Source organism: Halomonas sp. AOP30-A1-24, assembly GCF_052378165.1.
Lineage (GTDB): Bacteria > Pseudomonadota > Gammaproteobacteria > Pseudomonadales > Halomonadaceae > Vreelandella > Vreelandella citrativorans.
In genome coordinates, this window is record NZ_JBQSXL010000043.1 from 1 (window position 1) to 22,274 (window position 22,274).

Annotated in this window: 20 protein-coding genes; 8 read left to right on the plus strand and 12 right to left on the minus strand. The window is 55.1% G+C overall.

All coding sequences use genetic code 11. From position 1 onward, the window contains the following. Positions 1 to 261: 261 nt before the first annotated feature. The 6 genes from ACT3TJ_RS16875 to prmB form a co-directional block, all read right to left on the minus strand. Entirely contained in the window at positions 262 to 1,749 is a 1,488-nt protein-coding gene (locus ACT3TJ_RS16875) for an amidohydrolase family protein (RefSeq protein WP_444622624.1), read from the minus strand. 69 nt (positions 1,750 to 1,818) lie between these two features. Next, positions 1,819 to 3,645 carry a class I poly(R)-hydroxyalkanoic acid synthase gene (gene phaC / locus ACT3TJ_RS16880; protein ID WP_444622636.1) on the minus strand — a complete coding sequence of 609 codons (1,827 nt, stop codon included), beginning with the start codon at positions 3,643 to 3,645 and terminating at the stop codon, positions 1,819 to 1,821. 86 nt (positions 3,646 to 3,731) lie between these two features. Next, positions 3,732 to 4,151, minus strand: a complete 420-nt coding sequence (locus tag ACT3TJ_RS16885) for a phasin family protein (RefSeq protein WP_444622625.1) — start codon at positions 4,149 to 4,151, stop codon at positions 3,732 to 3,734. A 186-nt stretch (positions 4,152 to 4,337) separates the two neighbouring features. Further along, a complete protein-coding gene (locus ACT3TJ_RS16890; protein WP_172117144.1) occupies positions 4,338 to 4,718 on the minus strand; it encodes a hypothetical protein in 381 nt (126 codons plus the stop codon). A gap of 60 nt (positions 4,719 to 4,778) precedes the next feature. Beyond that, positions 4,779 to 5,870, minus strand: a complete 1,092-nt coding sequence (gene aroC / locus ACT3TJ_RS16895; protein ID WP_172117145.1) for a chorismate synthase — start codon at positions 5,868 to 5,870, stop codon at positions 4,779 to 4,781. Positions 5,871 to 5,883: 13 nt separating this feature from the next. Beyond that, the gene (prmB, locus tag ACT3TJ_RS16900) at positions 5,884 to 6,843 is read right to left on the minus strand and encodes a 50S ribosomal protein L3 N(5)-glutamine methyltransferase (protein WP_444622626.1); all 960 of its coding nucleotides are present in this window, start codon (positions 6,841 to 6,843) and stop codon (positions 5,884 to 5,886) included. A gap of 193 nt (positions 6,844 to 7,036) precedes the next feature. Here prmB and ACT3TJ_RS16905 point away from each other — a divergent pair, with 193 nt between their 5' ends. Next, positions 7,037 to 7,603, plus strand: a complete 567-nt coding sequence (locus ACT3TJ_RS16905) for a Smr/MutS family protein (protein WP_444622627.1) — start codon at positions 7,037 to 7,039, stop codon at positions 7,601 to 7,603. A 57-nt stretch (positions 7,604 to 7,660) separates the two neighbouring features. On the opposite strand, the gene ACT3TJ_RS16910 is transcribed toward ACT3TJ_RS16905, so the two are convergent. Together ACT3TJ_RS16910 and ACT3TJ_RS16915 are read right to left on the minus strand one after the other, a co-directional pair. Continuing rightward, positions 7,661 to 8,683, minus strand: coding sequence for a patatin-like phospholipase family protein (locus ACT3TJ_RS16910; RefSeq protein ID WP_444622628.1), 1,023 nt, complete (start codon positions 8,681 to 8,683; stop codon positions 7,661 to 7,663). A gap of 40 nt (positions 8,684 to 8,723) precedes the next feature. Further along, positions 8,724 to 9,623, minus strand: coding sequence for an alpha/beta fold hydrolase (locus ACT3TJ_RS16915; RefSeq protein ID WP_444622629.1), 900 nt, complete (start codon positions 9,621 to 9,623; stop codon positions 8,724 to 8,726). Positions 9,624 to 9,979: 356 nt separating this feature from the next. On the opposite strand from ACT3TJ_RS16915, the gene ACT3TJ_RS16920 reads away from it, so the two are divergent. Both ACT3TJ_RS16920 and ACT3TJ_RS16925 read left to right on the plus strand, forming a co-directional pair. Next, positions 9,980 to 10,423: a LexA family protein gene (locus tag ACT3TJ_RS16920; RefSeq protein ID WP_087106828.1), complete on the plus strand. Its 444-nt coding sequence runs from the start codon at positions 9,980 to 9,982 to the stop codon at positions 10,421 to 10,423. Further along, on the plus strand, positions 10,420 to 11,721 hold the full coding sequence (locus tag ACT3TJ_RS16925; RefSeq protein WP_444622630.1) for a Y-family DNA polymerase: 1,302 nt from the start codon (positions 10,420 to 10,422) through the stop codon (positions 11,719 to 11,721). Before ACT3TJ_RS16920 ends, ACT3TJ_RS16925 begins: the two co-directional genes overlap by 4 nt. Positions 11,722 to 11,855: 134 nt before the next feature. Here ACT3TJ_RS16925 and ACT3TJ_RS16930 read toward each other — a convergent pair whose 3' ends face one another. Together ACT3TJ_RS16930 and ACT3TJ_RS16935 are read right to left on the minus strand one after the other, a co-directional pair. Continuing rightward, positions 11,856 to 13,319: a sodium-dependent transporter gene (locus ACT3TJ_RS16930; RefSeq protein WP_172117150.1), complete on the minus strand. Its 1,464-nt coding sequence runs from the start codon at positions 13,317 to 13,319 to the stop codon at positions 11,856 to 11,858. A gap of 148 nt (positions 13,320 to 13,467) precedes the next feature. Continuing rightward, positions 13,468 to 14,694 (minus strand): YbfB/YjiJ family MFS transporter, encoded by a 1,227-nt coding sequence (locus ACT3TJ_RS16935; RefSeq protein ID WP_444622631.1) that lies wholly within the window; start codon positions 14,692 to 14,694, stop codon positions 13,468 to 13,470. Between the two features lie 152 nt (positions 14,695 to 14,846). Here ACT3TJ_RS16935 and ACT3TJ_RS16940 point away from each other — a divergent pair, with 152 nt between their 5' ends. Both ACT3TJ_RS16940 and ACT3TJ_RS16945 read left to right on the plus strand, forming a co-directional pair. Further along, a complete protein-coding gene (locus ACT3TJ_RS16940; RefSeq protein WP_444622632.1) occupies positions 14,847 to 16,100 on the plus strand; it encodes a M20/M25/M40 family metallo-hydrolase in 1,254 nt (417 codons plus the stop codon). 614 nt (positions 16,101 to 16,714) lie between these two features. Further along, entirely contained in the window at positions 16,715 to 16,927 is a 213-nt protein-coding gene (locus tag ACT3TJ_RS16945) for a hypothetical protein (protein ID WP_444622633.1), read from the plus strand. Positions 16,928 to 17,090: 163 nt separating this feature from the next. Here ACT3TJ_RS16945 and ACT3TJ_RS16950 read toward each other — a convergent pair whose 3' ends face one another. Together ACT3TJ_RS16950 and ACT3TJ_RS16955 are read right to left on the minus strand one after the other, a co-directional pair. Beyond that, on the minus strand, positions 17,091 to 17,399 hold the full coding sequence (locus ACT3TJ_RS16950) for a hypothetical protein (protein ID WP_300312785.1): 309 nt from the start codon (positions 17,397 to 17,399) through the stop codon (positions 17,091 to 17,093). Between the two features lie 214 nt (positions 17,400 to 17,613). Beyond that, entirely contained in the window at positions 17,614 to 17,805 is a 192-nt protein-coding gene (locus ACT3TJ_RS16955; RefSeq protein ID WP_300312786.1) for a CopG family transcriptional regulator, read from the minus strand. Positions 17,806 to 18,018: 213 nt separating this feature from the next. Between ACT3TJ_RS16955 and dauA the strand changes: the two genes are divergently transcribed. From dauA to ACT3TJ_RS16970, 3 genes are all read left to right on the plus strand, one after another. Next, complete coding sequence (dauA, locus tag ACT3TJ_RS16960; protein ID WP_444622634.1) at positions 18,019 to 19,773, plus strand: C4-dicarboxylic acid transporter DauA; 1,755 nt, start codon at positions 18,019 to 18,021, stop codon at positions 19,771 to 19,773. Between the two features lie 27 nt (positions 19,774 to 19,800). Continuing rightward, positions 19,801 to 21,102 carry an ISL3 family transposase gene (locus ACT3TJ_RS16965; protein ID WP_444622635.1) on the plus strand — a complete coding sequence of 434 codons (1,302 nt, stop codon included), beginning with the start codon at positions 19,801 to 19,803 and terminating at the stop codon, positions 21,100 to 21,102. An 8-nt stretch (positions 21,103 to 21,110) separates the two neighbouring features. Beyond that, positions 21,111 to 22,274, plus strand: a 1,164-nt coding sequence (locus tag ACT3TJ_RS16970) for an SLC13 family permease (RefSeq protein WP_444622637.1), incomplete at its 3' end; no start/stop codon positions are given.

Genomic DNA, 22,274 nt, shown 5'->3' on the forward strand with positions numbered 1-22,274 from the left:
GGGCGCCCAGAAGCATAGGAACGGCGGTTACGAATAGTCCCTAAAAAAAGATTTCAACGCCTATCTCTTTAAGCCTGGAAATAGACGTAGGGTCTGCTGAAATCCCAACTACCGTGTTAAAAACATTTAAACCAGCAAGGTTGTCCTAAAACCAACTCTTTTATTAATGGCCGGAAAAGCGGTCAGTGCATGATTGATTCAATCATAAACAAACAACCGATCAAGCACTTAAAATCGATATTTATAAACGATCTTGCCAAGCTATTGCTGCAAACAATCTTTATAAACACGCCCAGCTTTCATAATCATGCGCAAGTTACGCTCTGGATCTTTAAGAAAATCAAGATCTTTGCTTGGGTCACCATCAACGACCAGCAGGTCGGCTAGCGCACCAGGCTCAATACGCCCAAGCACTCCCGGATACGGGTTACGCGGCCCCGAGAGAGAAAGTAGTTCCCCGTTACGCCCCGTCGCCATTGCCAATGCGGTCAACGGGTCGTAGAAACGCGTTAGCTTAGCCAAGTGATGCAGCTGGTTGGGGGTATTTTGAGGATTAAAAAGAATATCCGTTCCCCAGCCAGTTTTAACGTTAAATCGCTGGGCCATTTCATACGCGCGAACCGTTCCTTCGGCAACTTGCCGCTGAGACTCTCGGCGTGCCGCATCCGGGTAAACGTTGGAATCTTCATCCTGCAGAAAAGGCTGAAGGCTCCACCACACATCTTCACCGGCCATCATTCGAACGGTCTCTTCATCTGCCAACTGACCATGTTCGATTGAGCGTACGCCTGCCCGCAGGGCACGCTGAATACCCCGGGAGGTGTAGACATGAACCATGACATACGTGCCCCAGTCACCGGCTGCCTCAACCGCTGCGCGAAGCTCGCGCTCGCTAAACTGCGTACTGTCGAGCGGATCATAAAATGACGCGACGCCACCACCCGCAATCAGCTTTATTTGAGAAGCCCCCAGCATCAACTGCTCACGCGTGCGCCTAAGCACTTCCGCTTCACCGTCAGCAATCATGGCTACCCCTTGCTGCTCCGTGTAACTTAGCGGGGTTGTACTACCACGAGGCAATTCGTGCCGCATTCGGAAATCACCGTGCCCGGATGTCTGGGAAATCATGGCGCCTGCGGGAAATATCCGCGGTCCGTTCACGATGCCTTCGTCAATGGCTCTCTTCAGTGCAAATGACGGCCCTCCTACATCCCTGACCGACGTAACCCCTCGCATCAGCGTTCGCTCGGCCTCTTTTGCGGCGACCAAGTGGATATAACCAATATCCGCGCTCATGGCTTCCATCTGTGTAATAGCGGCTAGCGTGGAGTGCCAATGCGCATCGATTAAGCCAGGCATCAATACGCGCCCATCGCAGTCGATAACGTCCCTGGACTCGGCGCCAGCATTACCTTCAAGAATAGCGCTGACCCGCCCATCTTCTACCTTAACGGATACACCATCGCGCAACGGGCCACCACTTCCATCAAAAAGCTTTAAGTTGGTGAGTAGCACAGGGCCGTCATGCGCTTTTGAGGGCTGGTCAACTACGTGTGGCGTATGTACACCTGCAAACAGCGCCATGACCGCTGCCGGCCCACCCAGCATTTCGCGGCGAGCAATCTCTGCCATAACGCGCTCATGAAAATGCTGTAAAACAGGTGAACCACAGCAGCAAGCGCCATGGTTATTAGGACGGTGTTGTGCGCTAAACGCGGGGGCTAATGAGTAACGGGTAGTGGGCGGCATTGTTAGCACCTCGCTTAAACATGAGAAGGATAGTTTTTTTGTAGAATACCCGGATAATCGGAGCAGCCTTTATAGGCTGCCCTGTTCGCTTAGCACGTCAGGAATGGTCATTTTTACATAGCGCCCTGGCGCTGGCTCAATCACCTCAAGCTTACCGTCGCCGGGTGTGTGCGAGGGCACCATTTTCTGGGTATCCGCATAACCATTCTGTGTCATCCATGCCTGCCAGTGCGGCCACCAGGAACCCTCATTAAACGCCGCTGTTTCAAGCCACCCTTCATGGCTTTCTGGCAGTGCGTCGTTACTCCAATAACCGTACTTGTTCTTTTGCGGTGGATTAACGATACCGGCGATATGCCCCGAGCCACCTAATACAAACGTGACGGGGCCTTTAGGCAGCAGCGCCCCATAATAGGTGCTGTTCCACTTGGCAATATGGTCCTCTTTGGTCGACACGAAATAACTGGGGGTGGAGATTTTGCGTAAATCAATTTTTACGCCATCAAGCTCAATACCACCCGGCGCGACCAAACGGTTTTCAAGATACATGTGGCGTAAATACCAGGCATGCGTGCCCGCCGGCAGATTCGTGCCATCCGTATTCCAGTGGAGAAGGTCAAAGGCGGCGGGCATCTCTCCTTTCAGGTAGTTATTGATATAAAACGACCAGAAAAGATCATTTTCACGCAGCAGGTTAAAGGTGTAAGCCATCGAGCGACCATCCAGATAGCCCTTTAGCTGCATGGTTTGCTCAAGCCCTTGCACCACGGCTTCGTTCAGGAAAACGCCGATATCGCCGGGGTCACGAAAATCCTGCAGCGTGGCCATGTAGGTGACCGACTTAACCTTTCGCCCCTTGCGGGTACTTGTTAGATAAGCAACGGTCGAAGCCGTCAGGGTGCCGCCTACGCAGTAGCTCACCAGGTTGACCGACTTCTCACCGCAGGCATCCTCAATGGCGCTAATCGCGCTGATCGACCCCATTTGCATGTAATCGGCCCAGGTAATGTCACGCTGTTCAGGGCCAGGATTGCGCCATGAAATTAAAAATACGGTGTGGCCCTGGTCCACCATCCACTTGACCATGGAATTATCCTGGCGCAGGTCAAGGATGTAATACTTGTTGATCCAGGGCGGCACGATTAACAGCGGCGTTTTAAAGGTCTTCTCAGTGGTGGGCGTGTACTGAATCAGTTGAATTAACTCGTTTTCATACACGACAGCCCCAGGGGTAACCGCGATGTTTTCCCCGATGCCAAACGCATTGCGCTCGGTCATACACACATTGATGCCTTCCGCTGAGTTGGCAAGGTCTTCACGCAGCCGTGATAGCCCCTCTACCAGATTTTGCCCACGGGTTTGCAGCGTTCGCCGCATCACCTCAGGGTTAGTAGAAACGAAATTGGTGGGCGACATGGCATTGACGAGCTGACGGGCATAAAACCCCAGATTTCGTTTCTGGAGGTCATCCATGCCTTCAAGGCTTTCGATCAGTTCTTCTACTACCTGCGAAAACAGCAGGTACTGCTGCATGATCGCCGCATAGTGCGGGTCTTGCGTCCAGGCATCATCTTTAAAGCGTCGGTCACCTTTGGAAGGAGTAATCAGCGGTGTGACCTGCTCACCAGACAAAGCACGCATGCTTTGCTGCCATAGCAGCCACTGATCTTGCAGCAGGCGCGCTTGGGTTTGCCACAGCAAGGTTGGGTTATTCATTAATGCCTGCGCACCCGCCTCGAAGCTTTTGCGCATATCGCTATAGACCGAGTCGGCCGCCTCGCTTGGGGCCATGCGTGCCAGCAGATCCTGCATAAGCCCCTGGTACTGCTCAGCGGCCTCTTTCAGTTGCGTATTCCATGCCTCAATGTCTTCTTGAGACACTCCCTGCTGAAACATGTCGTGCAATGGTCGTTTCCACCCCTGCATACTGAATCCCCTTATAACAATACGGCGCCTAGAGGCGCCGTGAGTTAGCCGACTTCTTATTTTTTCCGTGAAGACTGGCTCGAGGCGGATCCAGAAGCACCAGGCTGTTGGCCTTTTGCGGCGGCAGTCGCCTGCTCGGTCATTTGCTGCCCGGCATCACTGAAGAGTTTTTCCATTTCCGTTTTGAACTGCAGGCTCATCTTACCCATGGCACGGGCGTCTTCCTGCATTTGCTGGGAAAGCTCGTTCATGATTTCAGCCTGCTGGGTGCCGAAATCACGCAGGCTTTCTGCATCCTGAATGCTGGTGGCACTGCGGATGCGCTCGGTGCCCATTTGGCTATAGCGCTTCATGGCTTCCAGTTGATACTGGGTCATTTTTTCCATGTTGTTGAGCATCAGCGAGTTAATTTTGCGCATGGGCTCAAACATTTGGCGGGTCTGGGCGTTAAAAGCGTCCATCATATCGTCTTGCATAGTGTCCAATCCTCTTCCGTTTCAGAGTGTGGGCGCTTTCGCGCCCCCCTACGAACGTGATTTGCTGCACTGCAAAAAGAGTAATCCTTGACCGGGTGCTTTGCAATAACCCTGTTTTCAAGAGCCTTGTTTTCAAGAGCCCTGGATGACGGCGCTCATTAACTGGCCGTTACGCACCTCGCCACATTACTCGGTTTTTCCTTTACCACGCGAACGCGAGGACGCCGTTGCTTTGGCATTAGGCGCTCTCTCGCTGCTCGACGCATCATTGTCCGCCGCTTGATCATCAGGGGCGGTACTGCTGGCATTGCCTGCCTGGCGCAACATATCCAACATCATCTGTTGGTAAGTTCCAAAGTTGGCCAACCCTTGAGAAAGCCCCTGCTGCATCATGGGCTGCTGCAAAAAGGGGCGCATCAAACTCATGGGGTCATACCCTTCTGCACCCGACTCCATTTGCCGCTGAATATTTTCCAGCAGGCTTTGCTGGAATGCCTCTACATCAGGAAGCCCCAATGCTTGACGAAATTCATCCGGGGTCAGATCAAACTCAACGTTAATCTTCATGGGTTACTCCTCAGCCATCTTCCTTGAGTGTAGCAGCGTTACGCCAAGCCGTACGCCGCTTTAACGCTGCGCTAAACGGGGTGTATCAACGCTAACCTCACCGTTTTGCCCACGCTGGCGCAGCCAGTGGTCAAGCAATGTAATCGCCATCATGGCTTCGGCAATCGGCGTGGCGCGAATCCCCACGCAAGGGTCGTGGCGACCTTTGGTAATCACCTCGACCGGCTGGCCGTTAACATCAATGGAACGCCCAGGCGTCGTAATGCTGGAGGTCGGCTTAAGCGCCAGCCTGGCCACAATCGGTTGCCCACTGGAAATACCGCCCAATATGCCACCGGCATGATTGGACAAGAAGCCTTCCGGCGTCATCTCGTCGCGGTGTTCACTACCGCGCTGGGCAACGGATTCAAAACCCGCACCAATCTCAATACCTTTTACCGCATTAATACTCATCAAACCGTGCGCCAGCTCAGCATCCAGGCGATCAAACACCGGCTCACCCAGCCCGACCGGAACGCCCTCAGCGACCACGGTAATCTCGGCACCGACGGAATCCTGGTCACGGCGCAGCTGATCCATATACGCTTCAAGCTCGGCTACTTTGGCGGGATCGGGGCAGAAAAACGCATTCTGCTCGACGGCCTCCCACTGCTTAAACTCAATCTTGATGGGGCCCAGCTGGCTCATATAGCCACGAATTTGTACGCCTTGGGCGGCCAGGTACTTCTTGGCGATAGCACCCGCGGCTACCCGCATGGCCGTTTCGCGGGCGCTTGAGCGGCCGCCGCCCCGATAGTCACGGTGGCCATATTTATGGTGGTACGTGTAGTCCGCATGGGCGGGCCGGAACTGCTCCTTGATTTTCGAGTAGTCCTTGGAGCGCTGGTCGGTATTCTCGATCAGTAGGCCAATCGAGGTGCCGGTGGTTTTGCCCTCAAACACGCCCGATAAAATCCTCACCTGATCAGGCTCTTTGCGCTGCGTGGTGTGGCGAGAGCTACCTGGGCGACGACGGTCCAGGTCGCGCTGTAAATCCTCTTCACACAGCGCAAGCCCCGGCGGGCAACCATCTACAATGGCGCCCAGCGCAATGCCATGGCTCTCTCCAAAGGTGGTAACGGTAAACAGCTTGCCAAAACTATTGCCAGACATGGGCGTTCATTCCTTACGCAAAAGACGCCGCATGGGCGTCGAGTTCATCGGCGCTCAAAGCAAATACGCCTTGGCCGCCGCGCTCGAAGTCAAGCCACAGGAAAGGCACGTCGGGAAACGCAGCCTCCACATGGCGGTCAGAATTGCCCACTTCGACAATCAGCCAACCTGTATCGCTCAAATGGCTGCGCGCCTCGCGCAAAATACGCCGCACAATATCCAAGCCATCTTTACCGGCACCCAGTGCCAGTGCGGGCTCATGGCGGAACTCTACGGGCATGGTAGCCAAATCACGCGCATCGACGTAGGGCGGGTTGGAAACAATCAGGTCAAAGCGCTGGCCTTCCAGCCCGTCAAACACATCCGAGGCGACCGCCCGTATCCGGTCACCCACGTCATGGCGGGTAATGTTTTCTCGGGCGACGGCCAGTGCATCCTGGCTAATATCGGCAAGCGTCACTTCGCAGGTAGGCAAATAAAGGCCGGTTGCAATGCCGATACAACCAGAGCCGGTGCATAAATCCAGCACGCTCTCCGGCGGCTCTTCCGGGAACCAGGCCGAAAAACCGTCTTCGATCAGCTCGGCAATCGGCGAACGCGGAATCAGCACTCGCTCATCAACATTGAAGGGGTGGCCTGCAAAAAAGGCCTCGCCCAGCAGGTACGGCAATGGCTGGCGGCTGGCTACCCGCTTCCGGGTCAGGGCGATAATACGCTGGCGCTCAACAGGCAAAAGCCGTGCTTCCAAAACGGCGGGGTCGACGTTCCAGGGCAGATGAAGTGCCCCCAGGCAGAGCGCAACGGCTTCATCCCAGGCAGACTCGGTGCCGTGGCCATAGTGCAGCCCAGCCAGATAGAACTCGCTGGATACCCAGCGCAGATAGTCGCGTAGTGTAAAAAGATCGCTCACCAACGCCGTATCCGGCAACGAAAGGGTTGAGTGAGAGGTCTCAGCATTGAGGTGCGTGGTCACAGCGACTCCTGATAAACGAAAACCATCCATGCAGCCACATGCGGCTACACTCATTGATAAAGAAAAGATTGTACCTGTAAAGATTGTACCTTTGACGCCGCCCGGTTCACAGCGCCGCTCAGCTCGCTATACTGTCGGCACTTTATATGCTTTCTTGTTTTACTCTTCTTCCTTTTCACACTTTGAGCTTGATATGACGCGACGCCACCTGCCCAACGATGACGATATCAGCGCTTTTCGCCAGGCGCTGCAAGCAGCAGGCGTACGCCGTATTGCACATAATCAAGCCGACCCCGGCAAGCCCAAGCGCAATGATGAAGCCCAACAGGCGCGGCGTAATGCGGCGGTTCAAAACAGCACAGTACAAGCCAGCGGCCGCACATCGGATGGCCGGGTCGAGGCCGTGCGCCCGTCTGAGTACCTTGAGTTTAGCGTGCCCGATTTACCCTGGCGTACCTTCAGCCAGTTAAAGCGTGGCCAAACCGAGTGGCAGGCGGGGCTTGACCTGCACGGCTACACGCTTGAAGAAGCCCGCGCGGAGCTTGAAAGCTTCTTGCGCGATGCATCAAGCCAAGGGCTACGCTGCGTGCTGGTGGTTCACGGCAAGGCGTGGGGCACCACTTCAGATTTTCCGGTGCTTAAGAGTCACACCAATACCTGGTTACGCGAATGGCCGGGGGTGCTGGCCTTTTGCTCGGCCCTTGATATTGATGGCGGCACCGGAGCAGTCTATATATTGCTGCGTAAGCGCGGGGCGTAACGCCGCTCAACCGCTCTCTTCACTGCTCTGCTTGCACTTTTCCAGTGGCTCGCTGCCTCATTCTGTTGCATCCGAGGCAATGCTGGGCATGCGCCGCTCCAGCGCCTCATCGGCCAAGTGCCGCCCCAGGCGGATCAAGTCTTTGGCGCGATGAAACTCATACGTACTGCATACTGTCTTGGGAATCTCGATCAATATATCGGGCGGATAACCGGCAATTTTGTATTTTGCCAGGGCCGCTTGGGTAATATCAAACGACTCTAAAATCATATCGAGCTTGCTCCACTCGCGCTTGCCTCGCGTCTCAACGCTCTCTTCAGCGCCAGCTTCCACGCTGCTGTCCTCTTCGCTACTGCCAAGTCCCTCCCATAAACGCAGGGTGGCTTGGCGCACGTCGCTCATCCAGCCGCCAATTTTTTCATCACGGTCACGCTCTTGCGCCGTTCGGCTGTCATTTTCCTCGTGCTCACGAGGCAGGAGTTCTTCCAACGACACCGGCTGCGGGCTATGTGCCGTTACGTTAATCGCAATTACCAGGTCTGCTTCGTGGGCAGAAATAACCGGCATGATAGGCAGCGGATTAAGCAGCCCGCCATCAACCAGCACCTGGTCACCAACATTGACCGGCGTAATGACACCAGGAATGGCAATAGAGGCACGAATAGCGCGCAGTAACGGGCCATTTTGAAACCACACTTCGCGCTGGCGAACTAGGTCAGTCGCCACCGTTGTCACCGGAATAGGCAAATCCTCAATGAGCACATCGCCTACCAACGCTTCCAACTTACTCATCACCTTATTGGCCCGCATGGCACCCATTGGGCTCCAGGTCACATCCACCAGCTTTAGCACATCCAGATAATCGAGATTACAGACCCACTCGCGATACTCGGGCAGTTTGCCAGAAGCGTAGATGCCACCAATCAGGGCGCCCATGGAGTATCCCGCCACTGAAATAATCTCAAAGCCTCGTGCCTCCAGGGCTTCAATGACACCGATATGGGCATAACCGCGCGCCCCGCCACTGCCCAACACCAAAGCCACTTTTTTCCCGCTACCCGCGTGCGTCAGTTGATTCATTGGCTATTCCTATTGCTCTTGAGCCGACCGTATAACCGCTTTACACGGCTGCCTCCCAGTGGGCGGTGGCGAGTTCCGCCACAGCGGCAACCGCTTTAGATTCCAAATGCAGATGATGCCCGCCAGGCAACACATGGCGGGTCAGATCATTAACCGCCAAGCGCGCCTGCTCGGCCCAGGCACGCTTTCCTAAAATACCCTGCTCGCCTTCAATCAGTAGTACCGGCGCCTTAATACACGCTAACAGAGCCAGTACCTGCTCAGGGGTAAAGCGCACCAGAGAGGGTTTTAGCAGTCGACTATCCGTACGCATTTGTAGATAGCCATCGGCAGTTGCTTGCGTATTACGCTCAACCAACGGCATCGCCGTTACGCTATCCAGCGTGGTGACGCCACCGGCTACCCGCGCGGCAACCGCACTTTCGATATCAGCATAGCGTGGTGGGCGGGAAAGCGGGCGACGATGGGCAATAAGCCCTTTGCGCAACTGGCTGGCAGTTTCTTCCGCAGGCGTATTCAGTGCCCCCAGCCCGTCAATCAAGGTTAACCGGGCAATACGCTCCGGCATAGCAGCGGCCAGTAGGCAGGCAACCGCCGCGCCCATGGAGTGGGCCAGTAAAGAAGCCTGTTCAATACCCAGCGCGTCCAGCGCATCAAGCACGTCGTGGCAGTAATCCCACAACGCATAGTCACTTCCGAAAGCGGCATGCTGGGAGTGCCCATGGCCGCGAAAATCAATGGCTAGCACGCGGATATCCAGCGCATCTGCCAAAAGCGGTGCCAAGCGGCTAAAGCTTGCCGCGTTATCCAGCCAGCCGTGTAGCGCCAGCCAGACAGGTGCATCCACGCGGCCCCAGCCCAGTGCGGCCAAGCGCCCTTGCGCAAGCACCAGCGGCTGCGCGGAGTGTCGAGACGCGGGTTGGAGGGTTGGTTCACACATAGGTTGTTTTCCTGATGAAGCGGCCATCTCGTTGGCAAATAACGCGACGCCTTTAATGTTCCTGAATTCAGCGTTCAGGCAATGTCTGGATGACGGTATCAGTAACAAACGTTACCATGCCAGGCGCAATTCTTCCGTCGCTTTTACCCAACTCTTGCTAATGGTGCTGCCATGAAACCACGCCGCGATACACGCGCCCGTAACCTTGTTTTTTTTATTGCTGTTGTTAGTGCCATCGTCGTGGGGTTGTGGCTAGCGCGCTAGGCTTGCCTAATCGCCGCTCAACGCTTGCAATTTAAACCTCACGAATAAATACTGTATATACATACACATTACATTCAGTGAGGATGCCGACGATGTCGTTGCCTCCATCGACGCTCGTGCCCACCTTGCCGTTAACTTCTCAGCCGTTGCCTTTTTCATCGTTACAAGGCCGTGCGGGCTTTAGCGGCTTTCCATCACCAGCGCAGGATTACGAACCGCGTACGCTCGATCTCAACACGCGGTTAATTAAAAACCCTACCCAGACGTTCTACCTTTCCGCCGCTGGTGACAGCATGGAAGGTTGGGGGATTTTTGATGGCGACCTGCTGGTCGTTGACCGCAGCATTAAGCCTCGGCTAGGGCATATCCTGGTTGCCATGTTTGAAGAGGAAGTGCTGATTAAGCGCTACGCCCTCTACCAAAATACGCCGCATCTCTGCTCTGCGCATCCTCACTACCCGCCGCTTCCCTTGGAAGGCACCGAGTGCCAGCTATGGGGAGTAGTGCGTGCCGTCATTCATGAGTATGTCCGATGATCGGCCTGGTCGATGCCAACAACTTTTACGTCAGTTGTGAGCGTGTGTTTGATCCTGCGCTGGAAGGCAAGCCGGTGGGCGTTATGTCGAACAACGACGGCTGTATCATCGCCCGCTCTGCCGAGATGAAAGCCATGGACATCCCCATGGGCATGCCATCGTTTAAGCTCGAAAGCCTGCGTAAGCGTGGTGACATTTACCTCAAGTCATCCAACTATGAGCTGTATGGCGATATGTCGGCCAGGCTGTGCCAGCTACTGCGTGATACCTGCCCAGCCGTGTCACCGTACTCCATTGATGAAATGTTTATTTACCTGGAGGCGTTCAGCAACCAGCAGTGCCAAACCCTGGGCGAATGGCTGCGTCGGCGGATTCGGCGTCATTTAGGCCTGCCGGTATGCGTCGGGCTGGCCCCTACGCATACGCTGGCGAAGCTTGCCAACCACTTGGCCAAGCAGGCGACTCACTATCAAGGCGTGTGCCTGCTAACGGGAAAAGATGCGGCAACGACCGCCCTGCTTAAACAAACGCCGGTGGGCAGCGTATGGGGCGTTGGGCGCCGGATTGCTGAGCGGTTAGCGATCAGTAATATTAATACCGCTTGGGACTTGCGTGAGGCTGACCTTCGGCTACTGCGCAAACATTTTTCGGTAGTGCTGGCCCGCACGGCGCTGGAGCTGCGCGGTACACCCTGCCTGCAGATGAATACGCTGGATCAACCGCGCCACCGCATTATGACGTCGCGCTCATTCGGCCAATCAACCGGTAGTAAAACAGAAGTACATAACGCGTTACGCCAACATGCCCAGCGCAGCGCCGAAAAACTCCGTCAGCAGCGCAGCCTCACGCGAGCCGTGATGATTTTTCTAAACACCAACCGCCACCGCCGAGACCAACCCCAGTATTCTCCCCACGCCATGGTGCCCCTGCTCTCACCCAGCGACGATACGCGCACAATTCTTGAGGCCGTTCACCAAGGGGTTGAACAGGTTTACCGGCCAGGCTACCGGTTTATGAAGGCAGGTGTGATGCTATTGGACCTGGTTGATGCCGAGCAGCACCAGCTCTCGTTGCTACATCAACCGCCGCGGAACCGATACCCTTACTTAATGGCCACCCTGGATAATATCAATCAGCGCATGGGGCAAGGCACCATCAGCTTTGGTATGACGGATGCCGATGCCGCTTGGCAGCTACGCTGCGGGCACCGCTCAGGCCGCTACACGACACGCTGGGACGAGTTGATGAAGGCAGGCACTCACCCTGGCGCTATCAAGCAATCTGCTTTACGCAAGTAACCGCTGCTATCTCAATTACGATCTCAACTCCTATCTCAACTACGATCTCAGGAAGAGACTCAAATCACCTGCCAAACGCCGCTGGATGAGCCGTCACTCATTGCTCAGCAGCAGCGTTGGCTGGGGAGAATCCGTTAGCGTGTCGTTAACGCCTGACGCAGGCGAGGACTCAACCACTCGCCCAACGCCATCATGATCAGCAGGATAGCCAACAACCACGGCCAATGAACTGAAAAGGTAACGGTAAACAGCCCTAATGCATCAGCGAAAATAACCAAAATACCCAGCGGGCTGACATAACGCACCATGGCAAGCCATAGCGTATAGGGCAGAGGCGAGAGCCCTAGCTCGTCGCGGAACGTTTCACTCTTCAGGACAAAGCCTGCCAGTATGACGGTGCCTAACCCACCCAATGGCATCATCCAGCGTGAAGTGATGTAGTCCAGCCAGTCAAAGAAGGTCTTGCCTGCCAACGTCCAATCAGCGCCCAGGTTAAAGGAGAGCATGGCAGCGGTACTAATCAACCAAAGAACAATCCCCGTGCTCCACGCAGCACTGCGGCGTGAGAATCCCTTGTTGTCGCAGAGCCAGGAAACGGTCGCCTCGACCATCGAAATGGACGATGTCAGCGCGGCCATGGAGAGCATGGCGAAAAACAGAATCCCAAACAGCGTACCCAGCGGCATGGCCTGGAACGCCAGCGGCAAGCTCATAAAGATAAGCCCAGGGCCTTCACCTGGGTCCATGCCATTGGCAAAAATTACCGGGAAGATCGCCAGCCCCGCCATCAAGGCAACGGCCGTATCTGCAATGGCGACGCTAATGGTGGTACGCCCAATGGAGGCGCCTTTGGGCAGGTAACTTCCGTAGGTAAGAATGGCACCCGAGGCAAGCGATAAGGTAAAGAACGCATGGCCAAGCGCGGCCAACATCCCTTCACTGGAGAGGCTCCCCGCCTTGAAGGAGAACAAAAAGCGTACCGCATCACCAAAGCCACCGGAAAACACGCCGTACACAATCAGCAGTATCAGCATGATAACCAGGCCTGGCATCATCCAACTGACGTTTTTCTCGATCCCCTCCTGAACGCCTTTGCCCACAATAATCATGGTCACCAGCGTAACAAGCGTACTCCAGAAGCCTAGGCTGAGCGGGTTGGCGTTGTTTTCCCCAAAAACGGCGGCCATGTCGTCAACGCTGGTGCCCACCAGGCCACCGGTTAACATCTTCCACAGATAAGAAAACGACCAACCTGCCACGACCACGTAGAACGACAGAATCAAAAAGCCGCACAGCATGGCCATCCAGCCAAGCAGCGACCACGCCGATGAGCGACCGGACTCGTTAACCACTCGACGAATCGCATCAATGGGGCTGCCGCGCCCGCGCCGCCCGAAAGCGATTTCGCTCATCATTACCGGCACGCCCACCGCAAAAATGCACGCCAGATAGACAAGCACAAACGCGCCACCGCCATACTCGCCGGTGATATACGGGAATTTCCAGATGTTGCCCAGCCCTACCGCCGAACCGGTAGCGGCGAGCACGAACCCCCAGCGGCCCAGCCACTGGATGCGAGGTTGCTCGGAAGACGCCATGACTATCCTTCTGGTGTAAAAAAAGCGTTTATCCTAGAGGATTTCGGCTCAAAAGCACAAAACTCGTTAACTCTTTTCTGAAAACGACCGCCTGACGCCCCTGGCTTCTTCCTGGCCTGCCCCATTCGCTCATCATTTAGCGCTTCAATTAGCGCATTACAGACAGCGCTTTCGCCTCGGCATCCAGCCGCTGAGCAGTTTGGTCCACGCATCGCAGCCACACCAATAGCACCGCCCCCAACATGACAAAGCCACCGGCCAGCCAAAGGCCCACGGTATAGTGGCCCGAAGCCTCAGCCAGCACGCCGGTTAAGGCGGGTGCAAAGATCTGCGCGGCGCCATACGCCAGCGTCATTTGGCCCATTAAGCGCGCAGGGCTTGCCGGGTAAAGCCTACCAGCCATGGTCAGCACCAAACTCACGCAGCCTAGAAAAGTACCGCCGTATAGCACCGCGCTGAGCAGCACAACCACCAGGTTTGAGGAGATAGCAGGCAATACAATCCCCACGGCCTGGATCGACATGGCCACCACCAGCGCCCCCAAATAGCCAAGCCTCCGCGCCACCAAATCCCACAGCATAACGGCAGGTGCGGCCGCTAAACCGACCACAGCAAAGGTCCAGTTACCCGCGCCCGCAAGCAGCGGCTCGCGCTCCACGATAGTGACAATAAATGTGGCATTAATCACATAGCCATACCCGGCACAAAAATAGGCGGGCAACATTAAGCGCATAAAGGTGCGTGAAGGCGGCTTGGCGGCAGGCAACTCACCTTGGCGAGCACCGGGAGCCGGTTTTACAGGGCGAGGCAGCCAGCGCCAAGCGGGTATCAGCAGCACAGCGCCCAATACGCCAAAAATCCACCACTGGCTTTGCCAGTCAAGCGAGAACGCCAGCATTAACTCTACCGTCACAGCAGCCAGTACAATGCCTAACCCCAGCCCCGCAAAATGAATCCCCAGCTCTCCCCGCTGGTGATGGATCATCAACCAGTGAAGGATCAGCCCAGACGCCAAAAGCATGGCCGCACTGCTGGAAAGCCCCGCAAAAAAACGCAGCGCCGCCCATAGCCAAAAGTTCTCCGTAAGTGCCATGCCCACGGTTGTCAGCACCGCCAGCACCAGGCCAATACGATACAGCGTGTCTTTGATGTAAATACTGCGAATCGAGGCGGCCAGCACCGCGCCCAGCATATAGCCCGCGTAATTAAGCGCCGCTAGCCAGCCACCATCCGCGTCGCCCATCCAGGTGTGCTGCTGCATGATCGGCAGCAATGGCGTATAGGCAAAGCGGGCGATGCCAACACACAAAAGCTGACTGCAAACGCCCGCCAACAATACTCTATAGCGCTGAACGCGTAGCGATGCCGCACTCATGCTCTCTCCTGTCGCTGTTTTGACTTAACCGTTGTTTCTAGTTAATTAGCCTGCATATTACGTGTACACGGCGCGGCCCACATCGTCTAATGGTGGAAGAGCCTGATGAATCTGGCAGACTAGTCACACAGATAACCCCATGGAGAGTTTTAATGAGCGATAACGCCAAGCCCTGGACACAGCCGATGCCCGAAGCGCAGTTCAAGCTGATGCGCGACATCCTGGCCGCGCCTAGCCCGGTTGGCCTTGAAGGGGCCATGACCTACGGCGTCTTAAAGCCCTACTTCGAGACATTTGCCCCCAAAAGCTGGCACCTTCACCAGTTCAAGGGCAACGCAGGCGTGGTGCTGGATACCCACCCTAACCGCGATGATATGTTCAAGGTCATGATTATCGGCCATGCGGACAAGATCCGTATGCAGGTCCGCTCTATCGGCGAAGACGGTAAAATCTGGATCAACACCGACTCATTTTTACCTTCCGTGCTGATCGGCCATGAAGTGAAGCTGTTCAGCGAAGACCCCGAAAAACCGGGCAGCTATCGCTCGATTGAGGGTGGCACCGTTGAAGCACTCGGCGCCATTCACTTTTCCGACCCGGCGGCGCGCACCGGTGACAAAGGCATTAAGAAAGAGCAGATCTACCTGGACCTGCAAATTCACGGCGAGAACAAAAAGCAGCAAGTACTTAATTTAGGCGTGCGCCCGGGTGACTCGGTTATTTTTGATCGCCCTATCCGCCCCGGCTTCAGCCCCGACACCTTCTACGGCGCCTACCTGGACAACGGCCTGGGCTGTTTTGTAACGGCTGAAGTAGCGCGGTTAATCGCCGAGGCAGGCGGCACTGACAACGTGCGCATTATGTTTGCGATTGCAAGCTACGAAGAGATTGGCCGTTTTGGTAGCCGGGTAATGGCCGGTGAACTAAAACCCGATGCGCTGATTGGCGTGGACGTTAACCACGACTACGTAGCCGCGCCGGGTATCGGCGATAAACGCATGCAGCCGCTGGAAATGGGCAAAGGCTTTACCATGTCGGTAGGTTCGATTGCCAGTGAGCAGTTAAACCGCATCATCGCCAGCGCCGCCAAAGAGCAGGATATTCCGATGCAGCGCGATATGGTGGGCGTCGATACAGGCACCGACGGCATGGCAGGCGTGCTGGCCTCTATCGACAGCGCCGCGACCTCCATCGGTTTTCCGATCCGCAATATGCACACCATTTCGGAAACCGGAAACACCCAGGACGTGCTGGCCGCTATCCATGCGCTCACGCATACCCTACAAACGCTGGACAAACTGCCCAACCTTGAGCGTGAATTTTTGGATAACCATCCGCGCCTTGACCAAGCAAGCGCACTTAGCCACCAGGGGCATGCAAAACCTGAGAACAACGAGGACAAATAACCGCGCTGTTCATTTTCATTAGTACGTTTTATTAGCACGTTGCAATAAGAAAGCCCCAGGCATCACAGCCTGGGGCTTTATCGGTTCCTCCGTAATCTTTCCTCGCGAACGTCCTGTTCGTGCATCCCTGGCGACCACAAGCACTCCTTGCTTGTTCTTCCTAACCACGTTTCCGTGTGGTGCTACCTACCTTGAACCTTAAATGTGTCAAATACATTAACCTGAGATAGGAAAACTTTAAAAGCCCTTAACCTCTAAAAGCTGGTTGCCAATAGCCAATGTAGGCACCGGCATTATGCGCTGCTTATACTTAAAAATAGTTAATCTTCATGCACAATAAGAGCCAAATAAAAAGTTAAACGCCAATAACTCTGACAATACGACATGTTACTTTTTATGCTTCCCGACAAATAACGCCCCAATCCTTGCACCCTCTCAATTTGCTATTGATTACCACGCTGAGTGAAAGCAGCGCTGACAGGCACCCCACTCTTATACCAAAGTCTAAAATCTACAACCAACGGCGTATAAACGAAAGTGGTAGCATGCCCGCTTCTTATTGTTAGCAAATTATCAATAAATTCATGCAATAGCGTCAGGAGACGAGTATGGGAATGTCATTGTCAAATTGGCGCCACTGGGTACCACTGTTAGCGGGACCACTTCTTTTTGTACTGATACAGGTACTGATGCCAGACACGCTGATTGATCCAGCCCCCCGCACGGTGCTGGCATTAACCGTATGGATGGGCGCCTGGTGGGTGACAGAGCCGGTTCCTATCCCTGTTACTTCTTTTGGGTATCCGGAATATCTGGTTGATATCTGACTATGACCTGACGGTTCCTACTCACCGTCTCACCGGATTTTCTGGTTGATAGTAGGCTATGCCTCATAGTTAGTGGTTAGTGGCGAAATAAAAAAGAAAATGATGTGCTTGAGCTAGTAGGACCGCTGCGGTATTGAGGTGTTCTATTGTCGGTCAGTAAGGGTCAGTCAGAGACGCCCGCGCAGTTGTCGCGATACTGCGGGGCATCGGTGCCCAACGCCAGGCGCTTGGTTGCGCTGTTGTAGTAGAAGCGACCGGACTCGGCGATTGAAAGCTCATAGTCGCCGCACACCCCATAGCCCTTGTTGACCCGCGCCAGGTGGGAAATCTCGGCCGGTGCATGCCTGTCGAGGCGCTCGGCAATCGTCGCGGCGATGTGAGCATCACGCTGGGCCTCGGAATAGGCCTGGCCACCGAAGATCAGGCCGGCAACGGTGAGAATGGCGACGAAGGGAATCCATAGGTTATGCATAGCGGGTCCATTAGAGAATATTAAGGCACATGAGGCCGATAGGAAATTTGCTAGTCTGATATAAAATTTTACCTTGCGGGGTTTAATGGTTGATGAGCGCCTGGTTTTCGTAAGGATCGCTATTGATGCGTTACCAAATGCCGGCGCCATGGCATATACCGCCAGTCGTTGACGAGGGTGGCACCACGGAGCCATGCATCAGATAGCTCTGGTATCAGCCTGGGTTGTTTCTTCCATCTTTGGTCATCTGTGTTTCGTACTCCACCCCGTGCTTATGTAGATAATCACGTATCAGCTGCCGTACGACTTGCGAAGGAGTCAGATCCTGCAAAGCGCATAGCTGTTCAAAAGCTTGTTTCTTCTGAGGGTCTATGAGCAGAGTGAGGCGAGCAGTTTTCTTTTCCATTGATATTTTCCTGATGACATTAACATTTAATGTTAATGTCATTGCTCTCACATCGCAATGCTTGAGCGCTGCTCGTGCCATACAACATGGCGACCTTCGGTTGCGCCATATTATAACAGCATGTTAATATCATTAACATGTTTTCTACTCCCTACGCCAAATGCTCCGGTCGACGCTACCATGGCGAGGGTGCATTGCAGCAAGGGCCATCGTATGTCGAGCCAACGGTTTTCAGTTAGCCTGCCCAGCATCTCCACTGGTCTTCGCGCCGCATGGCGAGAGGGTTACGGTCTCTCGGATTTGCGCAAAGACGTGATGGCTGGCCTCACGATCGGTACCGTGGCCGTGCCACTGTCGATGGCATTGGCAATCGCTACAGGCGTTTCCCCTCAGCACGGTCTCTACACAGCCATTGTGGCCGGGGCTATCATCGCGTTAACCGGCGGTGCTCGTTTCAATGTCTCAGGCCCGACAGCCGCTTTCGTCGTTATTCTTTTCCCCATTGTCCAGCAGTACGGTCTGGGCGGCTTGCTGATAGCCTCCATGATGGCAGGCATCATTCTGGTGACTTTGGGGGTTACCCGAATGGGGCGCCTGATCGAGTACGTTCCCTACCCCGTGGTTCTAGGTTTCACAGCAGGGATTGCGGTTGTCATCGCAGTACTACAGATCCCCGATTTTCTGGGGCTGAGCGTCGGGCAACTCGGCGAACATTTTGTCGAAAACCTGGGGCGGATCGTCACCTCTCTACCCACTCTGAATCCTATCGAGTTGGGGATTGGGACATTTGCTCTCGTTGTCATGTTGCTCTGGCCTCGATTGCACATGCCCATCCCGGCCCCCCTTGTCGGACTGGTCGTTGGGGCTATTGCGGCTTACGGTGCCAATCAGTGGTTTGGGAGCGCCGGTACGCCTGCCGTTGAGACGATTGCCTCTCGTTTTAGCTGGGAGGCTAATGACGAAATGGGTACTGGAATCCCTCCTGTAGCGCCTTCCTTCATGGCTCCATGGTTATTATCGGGACCCAATGGGGCCCCCCTTGAACTGAGTTTCGAGCTGATTCGCTCTCTGCTAGGTCCCGCCTTTGCCATTGCCATGCTGGGGGCCATCGAATCACTGCTCTGCGCAGTGGTGTCAGATGGCCTGACAAAGACCAAGCATGACCCCAACGCCGAGCTGATTGGCCAAGGGCTCGGCAACATCATCGCGCCACTTTTTGGCGGCATCACGGCGACGGCGGCAATTGCCCGAACAGCGACCAACATCCGAAGCGGTGCTCGTTCACCCATCGCTGCAGTGGTGCATTCTGTAGTAGTGCTGCTGGCGGTCATCGCACTCGCTGGATTGCTGGGTCTCGTGCCCATGGCTGCCCTCGCGGCGCTACTATTCATCATTGCCTGGAACATGAGCGAAGCGCGTCATTTCCTGCATACCATTAGGTCCGCGCCTCTTGGAGATGTGGCCATTCTTGTCATCTGCTTCGGCCTGACTGTTCTATTTGACATGGTTCTGGCCGTTGCTGTCGGCATGGGATTGGCTGCGGCACTTTTTATTCGGCGCATGACCTTGCTGACAACAACCGATCGCATCGAGATCGAGAATCACCCTGCTATCAACGGGCTGCCTCCAGAAGTGGTCGTTTACGAAATCAATGGACCATTGTTCTTCGGGGTGGCCGAGAAGGCGCTCACCTCGTTGCATCTGGTGGATCCCAAGGTACAGATCGTTATCATCGACATGCACGATGTGCCAAGCATGGACGGGACTGCCATCGTAGCGCTCCGCTCCCTGATCGACGAAATGCATCGCGAGGGTGTCGCGCTGATCCTGGTGGGATTACCGACAAGAATCATCGTCAAGTTGCGCCGGGCCGGTATTCGCAAGACCGCCGGGATGCTGACGTACTGTAGAGATCTACCGAGGGCCCGGTCAGTGGTTTTACATTGGCAGAAAGCAAAAACAGAATAGTTATCTCCAGGTACCTATAAGAATTGAATGATTTCTCTTCATGACAATATCCTCCACCTTCCGGAGTACCACATCCAGGACAAGGCAGAGGACGAACACGACCTTCACTTCCGGATAGAGGCCCCTATCCCTATAGCCTGTGAGGAATGTGGCGTAGAAGGTGAGTTTGTTCGCTTCGGCAAGCGTGACGTTGCTTACCGTGACCTACCCATCCACGGAAAGCGTGTCACTCTCTGGATAGTGCGTCGCCGCTATACCTGCCGTGCCTGTGGGAAGACATTCCGCCCGACACTTCCCGAGATGGAGGATACTCACCGTATGACGCGGAGGCTTTACAGCCATGTCGAGAAGGAGGCTTTCAACCACCCTTACGCCTACGTGGCAGATAGCACGGGCCTTGACGAGAAGACCGTTCGCAAGATCTTCAAGAAGAAGGCCGAGTTTCTAGGCCGCTGGCATCGCTTCGAGACGCCCCGCTGTTTGGGTATCGACGAGCTGTACCTAAACCGCCGATACCGCTGCATCCTGACCAACCTGGAGGAGCGCACCCTGTTGGACCTGCTACCCGGTCGTCAGCAGGAAGCGGTGACGAAGCGGCTCATGAGCATGGCCGAGCGCAACCAGGTCGAGATCGTCAGCATGGACATGTGGAAGCCTTACCGCCGCGCCGTCCAGGCTGTGTTGCCACAGGCCCGTATCGTGGTCGATAAGTTCCACGTCGTGCGCATGGCCAACGAAGCCCTGGAGAAGATCCGCAAGGGCCTCAGGAAGGAGCTGACGGCCAACCAGCGCCGAACTCTCAAGGGTGACCGGAAGATCCTGCTGAAGCGGGCTCACGATGTCTCTGACCGCGAACGCCTTATCATGGAGACCTGGACAGGGGCCTTCCCCCAGCTTTTAGCAGCCTATGAGCACAAGGAGCGATTCTTCCACATCTGGGACTGCCCCACCCGGCGTGATGCTGAGAAAGCGCTGGCTGCCTGGATTGACGACATCCCACAGGGGCAGAAGGAGGTCTGGAAGGATCTCGTCAGCGCCGTCAGTGGCTGGCGTGAGGAGATGCTGACCTACTTCGAGACTGACATCCCGATCACCAACGCCTTCACCGAGTCGATCAACCGGCTGGCAAAGGACAAGAACCGCGATGGCCGAGGCTATTCTTTCGAGGTGATGCGAGCCCGGATGCTCTACACCACAAAGCACAAGAAGAAGTCGCCGCAGACCAAGGATTCCCCGTTCTTGGGCAGGGCAACCATAGCCTACAGCATGGGCCTGCCCGAGCAAGAAAAGAACCTCGGCGTCGATCTATCAACCTTCTGGAGAGATTAAGGTCAGGGCTGGACCTAGGTGCCCCTCAACCAGTTAATCCGGATACCCCTTCTTTTCTACCCATGTTGGTACTGCCACTTAGCGGTGTGATGGTGTTGGACGAAGCCGTTGTGGGCTACGCCAACCCGGTTATTTACATGTACATGGGTGGGTTTATTCTGGCCATTGCCATTGAGCGCTGGAATCTGCACCGACGCATCGCCCTGTCTATCGTCAACCGCATTGGCAACAGCCTGCGCAGCATCGTATTAGGCGTTTTGATTGCCTCGGCGTTTTTATCCATGTGGATATCCAACGCCGCCACAGCGCTTATGATGCTGCCTATTGCCGTCGCGCTAACCAACGAATTAGACGAACGCGACCAGTTTGAACGCCATCATCGCGATAGCTTTGCACGTATTTTGCTGCTAACCGTTGCTTATTCAGCCTCGATTGGCGGGCTGGCAACCATTATCGGCTCAGTGCCCAATGCCATCGTAGTGGCCATGATCCCGCAGTTTTTTGAAGGGGTAGAAATCAGCTTCTTGCAGTGGATGATTTTCGCGCTGCCACTCACGCTGATCTTACTGGCGATTTTGTACGTCTATCTCACGCGGATATACACAAAAATACCCAATACGCCGCTTGAGATTGATTTTGTGGCCCAAGAACTTGCGGCTCTTGGCCCTATGAGCCAGGAAGAGAAGCGTGTTTTGGGCGTATTTGTGGCAACGGCACTGGCCTGGGCGTTACGCGGCTGGCTGGCACCGTTTTTTGATCTGCCCATTAACGATACGATTATTGCGGTAACCGCCGCCATTGCGTTGTTTGTCATTCCTGCCCACAACGAAAAACGCGCCCTGCTGGTTTGGGACGATATGAAGGGCTTGCCGTGGGGCTTGTTTATACTTTGGGGCGAGGGTATGACGCTCGCTGCTGCGTTCATCGCCAGCGATTTGACCGGTTGGATCAGCGAGCAACTGCAGTTACTGGATGGCGTCAATTACTTCTGGCTACTGCTAATTATGGTGCTGTTAATGCTGTTTTTGACAGAAATCATTTCCAATACCGCAACGGCAAATATGGCACTGCCCATTACCGCAGGCATGGCTGCAGCCATCACGACCGGCAATCCGCTCGGATTAATGGTGGCGGTTGCTCTCGCCACTACGTGTGCCTTTATGTTGCCGATA

Bases quoted from the DNA above. Each gene is read 5' to 3' on its own strand.
- ACT3TJ_RS16875 (WP_444622624.1), bottom strand. From the start codon at position 1,749: ATGCCGCCCACTACCCGTTACTCATTAGCCCCCGCGTTTAGCGCACAA.
- ACT3TJ_RS16935 (WP_444622631.1), bottom strand. From the start codon at position 14,694: ATGAGTGCGGCATCGCTACGCGTTCAGCGCTATAGAGTATTGTTGGCG.
- ACT3TJ_RS16905 (WP_444622627.1), top strand. From the start codon at position 7,037: ATGACGCGACGCCACCTGCCCAACGATGACGATATCAGCGCTTTTCGC.
- ACT3TJ_RS16945 (WP_444622633.1), top strand. From the start codon at position 16,715: ATGTCATTGTCAAATTGGCGCCACTGGGTACCACTGTTAGCGGGACCA.
- ACT3TJ_RS16940 (WP_444622632.1), top strand. From the start codon at position 14,847: ATGAGCGATAACGCCAAGCCCTGGACACAGCCGATGCCCGAAGCGCAG.
- ACT3TJ_RS16890 (WP_172117144.1), bottom strand. From the start codon at position 4,718: ATGAAGATTAACGTTGAGTTTGATCTGACCCCGGATGAATTTCGTCAA.
- ACT3TJ_RS16885 (WP_444622625.1), bottom strand. From the start codon at position 4,151: ATGCAAGACGATATGATGGACGCTTTTAACGCCCAGACCCGCCAAATG.
- aroC (WP_172117145.1), bottom strand. From the start codon at position 5,870: ATGTCTGGCAATAGTTTTGGCAAGCTGTTTACCGTTACCACCTTTGGA.
- ACT3TJ_RS16920 (WP_087106828.1), top strand. From the start codon at position 9,980: ATGTCGTTGCCTCCATCGACGCTCGTGCCCACCTTGCCGTTAACTTCT.
- ACT3TJ_RS16930 (WP_172117150.1), bottom strand. From the start codon at position 13,319: ATGGCGTCTTCCGAGCAACCTCGCATCCAGTGGCTGGGCCGCTGGGGG.
- dauA (WP_444622634.1), top strand. From the start codon at position 18,019: ATGTCGAGCCAACGGTTTTCAGTTAGCCTGCCCAGCATCTCCACTGGT.
- ACT3TJ_RS16910 (WP_444622628.1), bottom strand. From the start codon at position 8,683: ATGAATCAACTGACGCACGCGGGTAGCGGGAAAAAAGTGGCTTTGGTG.
- ACT3TJ_RS16915 (WP_444622629.1), bottom strand. From the start codon at position 9,623: ATGTGTGAACCAACCCTCCAACCCGCGTCTCGACACTCCGCGCAGCCG.
- phaC (WP_444622636.1), bottom strand. From the start codon at position 3,645: ATGTTTCAGCAGGGAGTGTCTCAAGAAGACATTGAGGCATGGAATACG.
- ACT3TJ_RS16955 (WP_300312786.1), bottom strand. From the start codon at position 17,805: ATGGAAAAGAAAACTGCTCGCCTCACTCTGCTCATAGACCCTCAGAAG.
- ACT3TJ_RS16925 (WP_444622630.1), top strand. From the start codon at position 10,420: ATGATCGGCCTGGTCGATGCCAACAACTTTTACGTCAGTTGTGAGCGT.
- ACT3TJ_RS16965 (WP_444622635.1), top strand. From the start codon at position 19,801: ATGATTTCTCTTCATGACAATATCCTCCACCTTCCGGAGTACCACATC.
- ACT3TJ_RS16950 (WP_300312785.1), bottom strand. From the start codon at position 17,399: ATGCATAACCTATGGATTCCCTTCGTCGCCATTCTCACCGTTGCCGGC.